This is a genomic window from Streptococcus sp. 5905, from assembly GCF_013276505.1.
Taxonomy (GTDB): Bacteria; Bacillota; Bacilli; order Lactobacillales; family Streptococcaceae; genus Streptococcus.
The window spans coordinates 153,124-167,099 of the sequence record NZ_VMLC01000001.1 but is presented as its reverse complement, the minus strand read 5'-3'; the positions used below and the strand labels follow the sequence as shown (position 1 = coordinate 167,099).

Sequence of the window (13,976 nt, the reverse complement as noted above, 5' to 3'; positions counted from 1 at the left end):
TATAAACACAAGAAAACTCAGACTGATTTGTCTGAGTTTTTATGATCTTAAGTTTTCGAGATAGCGCTGGGCTGTCTCTAAGTTAAAGGTTTTATCTGCAATAAGGCGCTCTACTAGGGGAGCAACTTCGGACTCACTAGCACCTGCTAGGAGAGCTAGGGATTTGGCCTGTAATTTCATGTGACCTTGCTGGATTCCTGTACTCACCAAGGCTTTGAGGGCTGCAAAGTTTTGGGCAAGACCGATGGACACGATAATCTGAGCTAATTCCTTGGCAGAAGGATTTCCTAGTAGTTCATGACTGAGGGCTACACGAGGATTGAGACCGATAGAGCCACCCTTAGTAGCTACAGGCATGGGCAGGGGCATCTCACCGACTAATTCTTCTCTTTCCATGTCCATCGTCCATTGACTAAGACCTTGATAGTGCCCATCTCGACTGGCAAAGGCATGAGCCCCAGCTTCGATGGCACGCCAGTCATTACCAGTGGCGATTAAAATAGCATCAATACCATTAAAAATCCCTTTATTATGGGTAGCTGCTCGGTAAGGGTCTGTCTGCGCAAACTGACTAGCCAAGGCTATTTTCTCCGCAATTTCTCGTCCTTGATCCCTTTGAGGACTCAAGTAGCGAAAGGCGATACGACAGCTTGCAGTCACCAGAGAATCGGTCGCATAGTTGGACAAAATACCCATGAGACTCTGTCCCTGACTGAGTTCTTCTAAGACTGGTTTCAAGGCTTCCAGCATGGTGTTGAGCATATTGGCTCCCATGGCTTCTTGGGTATCAACATGGAGATAGACAACGAGAAAGTCTGTTTCTCCTTTGATCTGCTCTACATGCAAATCACGCGCCCCACCACCACGTTTGACGATAGAAGGATAGGCTTGATTGGCAAGTTCCAAGAGCTCCGCTTTCTTGCTGGCAATCTTCACTTGCGCTTGTTCAGGATCAGCAACGTGGTAAAGAGCTACCTGACCAATCATCTGGCGCTCATGTACTTGAGCAGTAAAGCCACCTGCTCGCTTGATGATTTTGCTGGCATAGCTGGCCGCAGCAACTACTGAGGGTTCTTCTGTCACATAGGGAACTGTGTAGTTCTGACCGTTCACCAAAAGCTCTGGAACGATAGAATAAGGCAGAGAAAAAGTTCCCACCACATTCTCACTCAGCTGGTCTGCAACAGCCAAGCTGACTTGTTCATCTTGCTCCAGACTTGTTTGCTTTTCAGGACTAAGGAGCGCCTGAGCTCGCAATAACTCAAGGCGCTCATGGTATGATTTTTTAGAAAATCCATTCCAACTTATCTTCATTATTTTTCAACCTTGCTATAACGGCGTTGGTGGTCGACAATTTCAACCAAGGCATAGTCTTGATGTTCATAGCCTGCAAATCGGGCTGAACCAGATTCATCCAACTGCAATTCTTCGAAGAAGACTTTTTCATAGTCTGCAACAGACAATGCTGTACGTTGTTTGAGTTTGCTCAAGCGATCCTTATCAAGGTAAGTTTCATAACCTTCTACCAGCTCTCCACTAAAGAACTCTGAAACAGCTCCACTTCCGTAACTGTAGAGGGCAATTTTATCTCCAGCCTTCAAAGTCTCTGCATTTTCCAAAAGAGAGAGGAGCCCGAGGAAGAGGGAACCTGTGTAGATATTTCCAATCATCTGACTGTAGAGAATGGACTTATCAAAGTTTTCTTGCAAACTATCCTGTTTTTCTTTAGACAAAGTTTTGTCCATCATCTTGCGCAATCCTTTTAGGGCCAACTTAGGATAAGGCAAGTGGAAGCAGATAGCCGCAAAGTCATCCATAGTCCAATCGTAGCGTTTCTTGTATTCATCCCAAGTCGTTGTCAGGCAATCAAGATACTGTTGGGTCGAGTACATGCCGTTTACATAAGGAGTGCTTGAATAGTTCGGACGCCAGAAATCCATGATGTCTCGCGTTTGGGCAACGTTATCATTGTTAAAGGCCATGATACGCGGATTTTGAGTAATCAACATCGCCACACTTCCAGCACCCTGAGTTGGTTCACCAGGAGTTCCCACACCATACTTGGCAATATCACTGGCGATGACCAAAACCTTGGACTCTGGAGAATTTTCCACATGCAACTTGGCATAATGGAGGGCAGCTGTTGCTCCATAGCAGGCTTCTTTGATTTCAAAGCTACGGGCGAAAGGCTGAATGCCTAATAGGCCATGAACAAAGACTGCCGCTGCCTTACTCTGGTCAATCCCTGACTCGGTCGCCACGATGACCATATCGATTTCTTCTTTTTCTTTGTCTGTTAAAATAGAGTTGCTTGCACTAGCTGCCAAGGTAACAATGTCCTCAGTCAGTGGCGCAATACTAATTTCATTTAACAAGAGTCCCTTGCTAAATTTTTCGGGGTCAACTCCCCTCGCTTCTGCTAAGTCTTGTAATTTCAAGACATATTGACTGGTCGCAAAACCAATCTTATCAATACCGATTGTCATATTTACCTCTGTTTTTTCATTCATTGTAAAAAATCGTTTCATTCTATTTTATCACAAATAGGGACAAAAGAGAGAAAAAAGACTTGATTCAACAAATCAAGTCTTTGCTTTGACTGCATTAGGAAGAGATTCCTCGTTGTTTTCGGATATAGTAATATAGCTTTAGAATTACTGTTCCACTTGCCATTCCAATAGAAATAACAAGAGCTAACATAACCACCAAAGTCGCGCTGGCAATAGCATGGCTGTAATCTCCTGTCACAAAGAAAGCTGTCGTTCGATAGGATAAATAACCTGGCACCAAGGGGGCAAGAATGGCCAAGACAAAGACCACCGCTGGTGTCTTATAGACAATACTTAAAATCTGACTGATGCAAGAGCCAATTACTGCTGCGATAAAGGTCGCAACAATAACATTGGTCGGTTCTTTGAGTACGAGATAGAGGAGCCAGACACCCATTCCCAGAACACCACCAGGCAAGAGCATGGAACGCTGGACATTTAGTACGATTAGAAAGGTGATAATGGCGAGCAAACTCGCCACTGCTTGGAGTAAAATACTTGTTAGAGTCATCTTATGTCATCAAAACCAGGGCGACAGATGTGCCGGCCCCTAAAGCGAGGGTAATGAGCAGGGATTCAAACATCTTGCTCATACCAGAGTTGATATGGTTGGTCATGATATCCCGAACCGCATTTGTCAGAGCAATCCCTGGAACAAAGGGCATGACGGCTCCTGCTATGATCAGGTCTGCCGTCGAAGGAAATCCAGTATAGCGAGCCCAGAACTGGGCAATCAAGCCAAAAACAAAGGCACCCGCAAAAGCTGTTACAAAAGGAATTCGGATAAACTTCTCGACATAGAGAGAGAAGGCAAAACCAAACAAAGTCGCAACGCCTGCTCCAAAAGCATCATAGACATTGCCGCCAAACATAATCGAGAAGAAAGGGGCACTGAGGGTTGCTGCTACAGTCACTTGAAGCTTGCTATAAGGAAGAGCTTGATTTCTGATTTCCTTCAGCTTTTTAAAAGCTGTAGAAAGATCAATCTGGCCACCCACAAGTTCTCGTGATACTTGGTTGACATCACAGACTTTTTCGATGTTATAGGAGGATGACGTCACCCGTTTCATCCGAGAAATATTGGTGTTTTCAATCGAAAAGAAAATAGCTGCGGGCATGGCAAGAACATTGCAATCCACTATTCCCTGTGAATGGGCAATGCGAATCATGGTGTCCTCAACTCGATGAATCTCCGAACCACTTTTCAAGAGAATGGTTCCAGCTAGCATAATCACATCAATGACAGCATTTAACTCTTTTGATTCGTCCATTTTCTACTCCTATTTTCTACTCCCTTTATTCTATCACAAAAGTTCATGAAAAAAAATCTTTGTCATGAAATCATGACAAAGATTGGGTTAATTTCGTTCATTGCTTGACGTTCTACCGCCATCTGAAGAATCCGTTGTTGTAGGGTTGCTACCTTGATTGTTACTCTGTGAAGGCGTCGTGTCTGTTCCTGGATTTCCGTGTTGAGACGAACTTGATGAAGAAGGAAGTGGTTTTGGTTTATAAATAGAAATCTTAACACGTGTTTTATTGAGATCTACCTTTTCTCCAGGTTTAGGGTCCTGACTAACAACTGTTCCTGCAGTAGTTCCTTCAGGAGCAGTTGATACTTCCACAACTTCGATATTAGCCTCTTTTACACCAACAATCTGAGTCAAATTGTTCTTAGTAAATTCGAGACTTGAACCAATGTAACTTGGCATCGAAACGCTGGTTACCTTCTTAGCAACTGTTAAGGTAATCGTGCTGGCTTTCGTGAGATCGTAAGTACTTCCTGCAGCTGGGGTTTGCCTAATGACTGTTCCTGGATCGCTTTCGCTAGATTCCTCTTCCTCGATCTTGATAAGATTTTCTGGAACCTTTTTCTCTTTGAGCTCTGCGACAACATCCGAGGACTTACGTCCTACATAGTTACTTAGTTGGAAGGATTGCTTACCTGATGAAACGATTAGATTTACTTTGCTTCCTTCTTTTCGACCGCTTCTAGCTTCTGGATCTGTTCGAATGACGCGACCTTCGGCTACTGTGTCGCTGGCCTCGGTCTTTTCTTCACCTACTTCAAAATTAGCTTTCTTCAGTGTCTCTTTAGCTTCAGCAACTGTCTGTCCCGATACATCTGGAATAGCAATAGTCGCTGGAGTTCGGGAGAAGATCCAAATCAAAGAGGCTGCAACTAGCAAGGCACTGGCCAGTAAAATCATATAGCGAGCTTTAAACTTCCGTTTTTTCGCTGGTTTTGGTACTGGTGCTTCATCTACCACCTGCTGAGTCTGCTGTTTTGATTGAGGTCGCTCTAATTGTGGCTTAGCCTTCGGAATAGAGGTCAGAGTGCTTTGTGGAACTTTAGGCAAGGTCTTGGTATCAACCTTGCTTGCCTCATCAAAGACTAGCTTTGGTTCTCTCCTACGATTGTGAGACAAACAACTCGACAAGTCCACATACATTTCTGATACAGACTGATAGCGATCTGTTAATTTCTTGGCCGTTGCCTTGATAACGACATTTTCTAAAGCTTGTGGTACTGCTGGATTCTCAGCAATAACAGATGGAAGTGGTTTTTGGAAATGCTGGAGGGCAATAGTCACTGCACTATCCCCATCATAAGGGATATGTCCTGTCAACATCTCATAGAAAATAATCCCCATAGCATAGATGTCACTCTGCACAGTTGCCTTGGAACCACGGGCCTGCTCAGGTGAGAGATAGTGGACTGAACCGAGCATGGAGTTAGTCTGTGTCAGACTGGTCTCTGCAAAAGCCACGGCAATCCCAAAGTCTGTAACTTTGGCAGTTCCATCTGGTGTCAATAGGATATTTTGAGGTTTCAAATCTCGGTGGATAATTCCTCTCGTATGCGCCAGACGCATAGCCAAGAGAATTTGTCCCATAATACGGACGGCTTCTTCATTTGAGAGAGGGGAGTGTTCTTTGATATAACGTTTGAGGTCAAGCCCTGCCACATATTCCATAGCTAGATACTGCTGACCGTCTTCCTCACCGATATCTGTTATTCGAACGATATGGGGATGATCCAGATCCGCCATGGCTCTCGCTTCACGTTGAAAACGTGCCACAGCAATCGGATCCGTCTGATAGTTAGTCCTCAGGACCTTAACCGCCACTTCTTCCCCGTCTAGGATCAAATCCTTGGCCAAGTAAACATCCGCCATGCCTCCTCGACCAATCTGTTTGATAATCCGATATCGTCCGGCAAAAATCTTGCCGATCTGGATCATTCTACTTCCTCCTCATTCATGTGAACAAGGGCAACCGTGATATTGTCTAAACCACCTGCATTGTTGGCAAAACGAATCAAAGTTGCCGCCTTGTCTGCCAAGGAAATATCACTTGTTACAATATCGTAGATATCGCTTCCTGAGATCATATTGGTCAAGCCGTCACTGTTGAGCAAGAGGTAGTCTCCTGACTCTAGGCTAACCATGCCAAAATCTGGTTGAATTTCATCTTTTTGCCCAATGGATTGGGTAATGATATTTTTCTGCGGATGAATTTCTGCCTCCTCTGGAGTTAGCTGGCCAGCCTTTAGCAGAGCATTAACCAAAGAATGATCACTTGTGAGCTGGCGATAATCTTCACCACGGATCAAACCGATACGAGAATCACCGATATGGGCATAAATAGCTTGATTTCCAATAATGGCTACTGCTTCAAGTGTTGTTCCCATCCCCTTATAGGCTTCGTCTTTCCCCATCTGATGAATTTTTTGATTTTCAAGTTCCAGATAGTGGGCAAACCATTCACGGACCTCATTGACGGTGTCGATTTGGGTATCAACCCAAGCCACGCCCAGGTCTGTTACCGCCATCTCACTAGCGATATTGCCTGCACGGTGTCCTCCCATCCCATCAGCCAAGAGGATCATGGTACGTCCTGCTCGGTTGACAAAGTGATTGACATAGTCTTGGTTATTTGTTCGTTTCTGACCAACATCTGTTAATAATGCTATTTCCATTGTGTCAGTTCCTTCCTAATCAGATATCTTGCGGAATTGGCTGATAAAGAATCCATCACTTCCGTACAATTCAGGAGTGATCAAGATACAGCCGTCCTTCAAAATATCCTTGCATTCATGTTCTAGTTTAACCTGCTCAAACTCGGGGTGACTTTCTAAAAATGCCTCAACGACGTGAAAGTTTTCCTCTGAGACGATAGTGCAGGTACTATACGTTATTATACCACCTTTTCGTAAGGTTTGACAAACACTACCTAGTATTTCCAGCTGAATTTGCTGTAATGATGCGAAATCCGCCGTTTCTTTATTGTATTTGATATCTGGTTTGCGACGCAAGAGGCCAATCCCAGAACAAGGAGCATCCACTAAAATCTTGTCAAACGAGTCACGATCGAAAAACTCATGAACTTTTCTGGCGTCCAATTTTTGCGTTTGCACTCGATCTGCTACCCCCAAACGTTGGGCGTTTTCTTGGATCAAGTCCAACTTGTGATCATAAAGGTCCAAAGCTGTCACCTTACCGGATGTGAGGTAAGAAGCCATATGGGCTGTTTTCCCACCCGGAGCGGCACAGGCATCCAGGACCTGTTCATCACCTTGTAGATCAAGAGTCGGAGCAACCAGTTGACTGGACTCGTCTTGGATGGTAATGGCCCCTTCTGCGAACAAATCATGGCCTGCAAAGTGCCCTTGCTCCTTAACAAGCCCAGTAGCTGCCAAAGGGGAATCAGTCGCCTCCAACAAGGCTTTGATTTCCTCTTTTCGACTCAAGTCGGTCACCCGAATGCTGGCTTTGTTACGCACCAAGAGGCTTTCAAAGATGGCTTGTGCTCGCTCTTCGCCGTATTCTTCCTTAAGCTTAGACACTAGCCAAACTGGGAGAGAATAGGAAATGGAATCACGCTTATTTTTTCGCTTAATGCTGTCAATATCTGGCCAGCCTTCTCGCAAAATACGACGAAGGACGGCGTTGACCAGTTTTTCACTGCCTTTTTTACGGGCTTTGGCTAGTTCCACCGCTTCATTGACCACTGCGTGATTGGGAACCTTATCCAGATACCGAAGTTGGTAGGCGCTCAGAAGAAGCAGGATATAGAGCCAGCTATCTAGCTTATCCCGGTCTTCGATAAAGTGGGACAGGTACCATTCCAGAGTGAGTTTGCGGGCTACCGTTCCGTAGACAATCTCTGTCACCAAACCCTTATCTGCTGCTGAGAGTTGACTCCCCTTGAGGTGTTTGTTTAAAGCGATATTCGAATATGCTTGGTTGACTAGAACATCCTCTAGCACTGCTAGGGCGAGACTTCTAGCCGTTTCTACTTTAGTCACCAAATCGTTCTCCTACTGTCAATGTCCGTCCCACTCCGTTGAGGAAGGAAGCGATATCCATCTTAGGCTTACCAGCTGGCTGAATCTGCTTGAGAGATAAAGCTCCTTCAGCCGTTGCGACGATCAATTCTTTCTTGCCGATAGAGAGAATCTCACCTGGATTTCCCTGACCTTCTACAGGTAGGGCTTCATAGATCTTAAAGCGGTCTCCCTTGAGAAAAGTATGGGCAACAGGCCATGGATTCATCCCTCGGATTTGGTTAAAGAGTTGACGGTTAGTCTTATTCCAGTCCAACTTTTCTTCCTCTGGTTTGATATTTGGCGAGAAAGTGACCTGGCTTGGGTCCTGAGGCACAGGTTTAATCTCCCCAGCAATATAGCCAGGCAGGGTGTCCAAAAGCAAGTCACGACCAACAATGGCTAATTTCTCAAATAAGGTTCCGACATTGTCCTCATCTGTGATAGGAATGCTACGACGAGAAATCATATCTCCTGCATCCATTTCCTTGACCATTTCCATAATGGTCACACCAGCTTCCTCATCCCCTTGAATCAAGGCATAATGAATGGGAGCTCCACCACGGTGTTTGGGAAGAAGGGAAGCGTGAACATTGACTGCAAAGTCCATGCTATCAAGAAGTTTGCTTGGGAGAAACTGCCCAAAAGCAGCAGTGATAATCCCATCAGCTCCTAGCTTCATAATGGCTTCCATCTCTGGACTTCCAGATAATTTTTCAGGCTGGTAGATAGGAAGGCCTGCTTCTTTTGCAGCCTGCTTAACTGGGGTTTCTTGGATGACTTTTTTACGGCCGACAGCGCGGTCTGGCTGAGTCACAACAGCTAGAATCTCGTAACGGTCATCTGATAACAACCCCTTCAAAACTGTCGCTGAAAATTCAGGTGTCCCCATAAAGATTAGTTTTGTCATTTCTTCTCCTTCTTATAAAAATTGCTGCGGTTCGTGATCAATACTGAGACGAAGCTCGCTATTGTCCCGTTCTTGAGTCAAGGCCAAAACCTGATTGAGGGTTGGACCCAGCTCATCTTCTAAACGGTATTTAATCAAAATCTGGTAATGATAAAGGTTGTGGGTGCGGGCGATGGGTTTTGGCGTTGGTCCAAGGATTTTACTAGTTTCCGATAAACCTGAGCGCAAAATTCCCATAACTTCATAGGCTCGTTTGACAACCTCTTCTTCTTTCTTGTGAGAGAGGGTAATCCCAATAGTGAAATAATAAGGCGGATAGCCAAGTTGGCGTCTGATACTCATTTCATAAGCATAAAAACCTTCATAGTCCTGATCTTTGGCAAAACGAATGGCATAATGCTCAGGATTGTAAGACTGGATCAAGACCTGCCCAGCCTTTTCTGCACGACCTGCACGACCAGCCACCTGAGTTAAGAGCTGGAAGGTTCTCTCAGAAGAACGGAAATCAGGCAAGTTCAAGGCAGTATCCGCATTGAGCACTCCGACTAGGGTCACATTTGGAAAATCCAAGCCCTTGGCAATCATCTGAGTTCCCAGCAAGATATCTGCCTCCCCTCGCCCAAACTGGTCAAGAAGAGCTTGGTGACTACCTTTCTTGCGAGTCGTATCCACATCCATCCGCAGAATGCGAGCCTGAGGAAAGAGCTCTGCTAGCTCATCGTAGGCTTTCTGAGTACCTGTCCCGTAGTAACGAATACTGCGACTCTGACAGTTGGGACAGACATGAGGAATCCCCTTCGAAAAGCCACAGTAATGGCAGTTCAGGGTCTTGGTATCCATGTGAAGAGTCAGAGAAATATCACAGTTGGGACAGCTATCTACCGTCCCACACTCCCGACACATAACAAAGCTAGAATAACCCCGACGGTTGAGCATGAGGACCACCTGCTCTTTTTTATCCAGGCGATCTTGAATGGCCTCTAGCAAAGGAGACGTAAAGTTTGACGTCTCATTCTGCCCGATATAGTCCCGAAAGTCAATCACTTGAACCTCAGGAATAGTGGCTAAAGGATTGGCCCGTTGGGTCAGACGTAAGTGTTGATAGACACCTTTTCCAGCCCGCGCACGGCTCTCTAAGCTCGGTGTCGCTGAGCCAAGGATCAGGGCTGCTTGATTGTACTGGGCCCGTAGAATGGCGACCTCTCTAGCATGATAACGGGGATTGCTGTCTTGTTTGTAGCTAGCTTCATGCTCTTCATCGATAATCATGACACCCAGATTTTTCAAAGGAGCAAAGATGGCTGATCGAGCACCAACGACAACTTGGGCATCGCCACGCTCAACCTTGCGCCATTCATCGTACTTCTCACCATTGGACAGGCCTGAGTGGAGAATGGCTACTTTCTCGCCGAAACGAGCAATGAAACGCTCCGTCATTTGTGGCGTCAGAGAAATCTCAGGTACCAGTAAAATAGCCGTCTTACCCTTGTCCAAGGCTCCTTGGATGATCTGTAAGTAAACTTCTGTCTTTCCACTTCCTGTAATTCCTTGAAGGAGAAAAGGAGGCTGTTGACTGCCAATAGCACTAACAACGGCATCACGCGCCTGTCTTTGTTCAGGATTCAACTCTAAAGGTGTACTTGCTTTAATCCCTTCAAAATAAGCAGCCGAGCGTTGGACTTCCATTTGGACTAGGGTTAGAGCTCCTTGATCTACAAAAAAGTTGACTTGCTCGCGTGAGTAGGATTCTAACAAGCTAGCCAGAGGAGCACTTTCGGGATGAGACAGCAGATAGTCTCTCAGCTCTGCCTTTTTCTTAGCACGCGTTGAAATCCCAATCTGCTCTAGTCGAGTAGCATCAACCTCATACCAAGACTTGGTTTTGACTTTCTTTTGATCGACTGCCTGGTATTCTAATCGGAGCAGACCTTTTCTCGTCAAACGCATCATTTCTGCCTGTTTGGCCAAATCTAGAGAAGAAAAGGCTAGCGACTCTTCTGAACCAAACAGACGCTCTCGGTCTGCCTGACTCAGGTCTTCCAGAGGATAGAGAATCTTATCATAGCTAGAGTTTAAAAATCCCGGCAACATGGCTTTTAGAATGGAGATTTTGTAAGAAAAGACGGACTTGCGTAGCTCCTCAGCCAACCAGAGTTGCTCTTGAGTGAGAACAGGGGAAAAGTCCAGCACCTCTGCAATCTCTTTCAAGTCCTGGTCAGCCACCTCTTCATCCGACTGGGACTCCAAACCAAGAACAATCCCTTGGATCAAACGATTTCCCTTGCCGAAGGGGACATGAACCCGCATACCGACTTCCAGCATCTCTACAAATTCTTCAGGGACCTTATAACTATAAGGCTGGTCTGTCTGCATCAGGGGAACATCCACGATAATCTTTGCGATAGCCATCTTCTCACCTCCTTCTTGTCAGTAAATTCTTGCAATAGAAAAAATAAGATTGAGTCCCCCCAACCTTAAATTTTTTCACCATCTTCTTTTTCTTTAGCGATTTGCTCTTTGATTTTCTTTTCTTCTTCTTCTCTGCGGCGTTTTTCTTCTTCGATACGGAGACGAACCGCTTCACGTTTTCCTTCTGGATCTGGGTGAATGGTTACATTTCCTGACTCGATTTCCTCCAAAGCGCGAAGAGTTGATTTTTCAGACTTAAACTCTTGAGTTGCTGGCGCACCTGCTTCTAGTTCGTGGGCACGTTTTGCTTCCAAGATTACGAGTGAATATTTTGATGGTACCTTGTCCAGCAAGGTATCGATAGAGGGTTTTAACATCATTTGCTTGTACCTATTTCCTATAGTTTATCGAGTGGTTGGAGATTTTGGCAACATCTCCTGGTAGTGACCAATGACACGGTCCACACGGAAGTGTTCTGCTTCGATCACACGCTTGACACGTTCAGCAGCGAGGGGCACCTGATCGTTGACGATGGCATAATCATACTCACGCATGAGAGCAATTTCTTCCTTGGCTTTTTCGATTCGTTGGGCAATCACTTCCGCACTATCTGTTCCACGACCTACCAAACGATCTTGCAATTCATCCAAATCTGGTGGTGTTAGAAAGATAAAGACAGCATCTGGAACCTTTTTCTTAACCTGAAGAGCTCCTTGGACTTCAATCTCAAGAAAGACATCGATTCCCTTATCTAGGGTTTCGTTGACATAGGTCAGAGGAGTTCCATAGTAGTTACCGACATATTCTGCATATTCCAACATCTGACCTTGACGGATCAGCTCTTCAAACTCTTCACGAGTACGGAAGAAATAGTCCACTCCGTCCACTTCACCAGGACGTTGCGCACGCGTCGTCATCGATACAGAGTATTGAAATTGATTCTCAGAACTCTCAAAAATCTCTCTTCTAACCGTTCCTTTCCCAACTCCTGAAGGACCAGAAAAAACGATTAGCAAGCCTCGGTCTGCCATTATGTCTCCTTTAGTTAGTCTGTGAAATAAAGTAAAATTTCTCTCGGATAGTGATGATAGCGTCAGTTATCCTTCTACAGTCTTTCTATCTAGTGTAACAAAAAAGCAGTAATTTTTCAACTGCTCTTTCTTATTTATTTAGCATAATCTACTGCACGTAGTTCGCGGATCACGGTTACCTTGATATTTCCTGGGTAATCGAGATTATTTTCAATTTTCTCACGAACTTTGTGAGCCAAGATTGTGACTTTGTCGTCTTTGATTTGTCCTGGATTTACCATGATACGGATTTCACGTCCTGCTTGAAGGGCAAAGCTATTTTGCACTCCTTCAAAGCCATTGGCGATTTCTTCCAAATCATGGAGACGTTTGATGTAGCTTTCAAGAGATTCACTACGAGCACCTGGACGCGCTGCACTCAAGGCATCTGCTGCAGCAACGATCACTGCAATGACGCTTTCGGCTTCGACATCGCCGTGGTGGCTAGCAATGGTATTCACCACAACGGGGTGTTCCTTGTACTTACGAGCCAATTCTGTACCAATCTCAACGTGGCTACCTTCAACCTCGCGGTCAATAGCCTTCCCGATGTCATGAAGGAATCCAGCACGACGGGCAAGAGCTGCATTTTCACCAAGTTCACTGGCGATGATACCAGATAACTTAGCAACCTCAATCGAATGACGCAAGACATTTTGTCCATATGAAGTACGGAACTGCAAGCGTCCCATGATCTTCATCAAGTCTGGATGAAGGTTTGGCGCACCAATCTCATAGGCAGCAGCCTCACCATATTCACGGATTTTATTGTCAATCTCTTGACGGTTTTTCTCCACCAACTCCTCGATACGAGCTGGGTGGATACGACCATCCTTGAGCAACATTTCCATGGTCATACGAGCAATTTCACGACGAATCGGATCAAACCCTGACAAGGTTACCACTTCTGGCGTATCGTCGATGATCACATCGACCCCTGTCAAACTTTCAAAGGTACGAATATTTCGCCCTTCACGACCGATAATACGTCCCTTCATGGTATCATCTGGTAGGTGAACTGTAGAGTTTGTTGACTCTGCTACATAGTCACCAGCGATACGTTGCATAGCCTGAACCAAGATATCTTTAGCGATCTTGTCTGAACGTTCCTTCACTTCTTGCTCAGCCTCACGAATGCGGCTAGCAATTTCCTTGCTCAAATTTTCCTCTGTCTGAGCCAAGATAATATCTCGAGCCTCAGTTTGGGAAAGGGAACCGATACGCTCAAGTTCAGCTTCTTTTTGTCTTTCGACTTCCTCTAATTGCTCTTCACGTGCATCAAGGTTTTTTGCTCTATCAGAAATACTTTGTTCTTTTTGTTCAAGTGTTTTTTCTTTGTTCGTCAAATTGTCGTCCTTACGGTCAAGGCTCGTAGCTCTCTCCGTCAAACGACTTTCAATTTGCTTGAGCTCCTGACGTTCTGACTTAAATTCAGCGTCCACTTCTTCACGGTATTTTCTGGCTTCCTCTTTGGCCTCCAATAGTGCTTCTTTTTTAAGAGACTTGCTTTCGCTCTTAGCTTCATTTAGTAATAAATCCGCTTCGCGCTCAGCTTGTCCTCGTAAATTAGTTGCTTCTTGTTCAGCATTTAGAAGCATCAACTCTGCAGCCTCTTGAGATGATTTCATCTTAGCTGAGATGCTGACATATCCAATGACTAAACCAATGATGACGGCAAAAACAGCAATCGCAAGTGTCATGATTTCCAT

Annotated in this window: 12 protein-coding genes; all 12 read right to left on the bottom strand. The window is 45.2% G+C overall.

Translation table 11 applies throughout. The features are described from left to right. Positions 1-39: 39 nt before the first annotated feature. Positions 40-1,314, bottom strand: a complete 1,275-nt coding sequence (locus HT680_RS00780; RefSeq protein WP_173257511.1) for a hydroxymethylglutaryl-CoA reductase, degradative — start codon at positions 1,312-1,314, stop codon at positions 40-42. Continuing rightward, complete coding sequence (locus HT680_RS00775; protein ID WP_173257509.1) at positions 1,314-2,486, bottom strand: hydroxymethylglutaryl-CoA synthase; 1,173 nt, start codon at positions 2,484-2,486, stop codon at positions 1,314-1,316. The genes HT680_RS00780 and HT680_RS00775 overlap by 1 nt, the downstream gene beginning before the upstream one ends. A gap of 118 nt (positions 2,487-2,604) precedes the next feature. Next, the gene (locus HT680_RS00770; protein WP_000176909.1) at positions 2,605-3,060 is read right to left on the bottom strand and encodes a threonine/serine exporter family protein; all 456 of its coding nucleotides are present in this window, start codon (positions 3,058-3,060) and stop codon (positions 2,605-2,607) included. Between the two features lies 1 nt (position 3,061). Beyond that, positions 3,062-3,820 (bottom strand): threonine/serine exporter family protein, encoded by a 759-nt coding sequence (locus tag HT680_RS00765; protein ID WP_000344526.1) that lies wholly within the window; start codon positions 3,818-3,820, stop codon positions 3,062-3,064. Between the two features lie 87 nt (positions 3,821-3,907). Continuing rightward, on the bottom strand, positions 3,908-5,794 hold the full coding sequence (pknB, locus tag HT680_RS00760; RefSeq protein WP_173257507.1) for a Stk1 family PASTA domain-containing Ser/Thr kinase: 1,887 nt from the start codon (positions 5,792-5,794) through the stop codon (positions 3,908-3,910). Next, complete coding sequence (locus HT680_RS00755) at positions 5,791-6,531, bottom strand: Stp1/IreP family PP2C-type Ser/Thr phosphatase (RefSeq protein ID WP_084946411.1); 741 nt, start codon at positions 6,529-6,531, stop codon at positions 5,791-5,793. The genes pknB and HT680_RS00755 overlap by 4 nt, the downstream gene beginning before the upstream one ends. 15 nt (positions 6,532-6,546) lie before the next feature. Next, entirely contained in the window at positions 6,547-7,860 is a 1,314-nt protein-coding gene (gene rsmB, locus HT680_RS00750) for a 16S rRNA (cytosine(967)-C(5))-methyltransferase RsmB (protein WP_173257505.1), read from the bottom strand. Continuing rightward, the gene (fmt, locus tag HT680_RS00745; protein ID WP_173257503.1) at positions 7,853-8,788 is read right to left on the bottom strand and encodes a methionyl-tRNA formyltransferase; all 936 of its coding nucleotides are present in this window, start codon (positions 8,786-8,788) and stop codon (positions 7,853-7,855) included. The genes rsmB and fmt overlap by 8 nt, the downstream gene beginning before the upstream one ends. Positions 8,789-8,800: 12 nt before the next feature. After that, positions 8,801-11,197, bottom strand: a complete 2,397-nt coding sequence (locus tag HT680_RS00740; RefSeq protein ID WP_173257501.1) for a primosomal protein N' — start codon at positions 11,195-11,197, stop codon at positions 8,801-8,803. 65 nt (positions 11,198-11,262) lie between these two features. Continuing rightward, on the bottom strand, positions 11,263-11,577 hold the full coding sequence (gene rpoZ, locus HT680_RS00735; RefSeq protein WP_002875802.1) for a DNA-directed RNA polymerase subunit omega: 315 nt from the start codon (positions 11,575-11,577) through the stop codon (positions 11,263-11,265). A 24-nt stretch (positions 11,578-11,601) separates the two neighbouring features. Next, entirely contained in the window at positions 11,602-12,228 is a 627-nt protein-coding gene (gene gmk / locus HT680_RS00730) for a guanylate kinase (protein WP_000775041.1), read from the bottom strand. A 134-nt stretch (positions 12,229-12,362) separates the two neighbouring features. Next, the gene (locus HT680_RS00725) at positions 12,363-13,976 is read right to left on the bottom strand and encodes a ribonuclease Y (RefSeq protein WP_000404957.1); all 1,614 of its coding nucleotides are present in this window, start codon (positions 13,974-13,976) and stop codon (positions 12,363-12,365) included.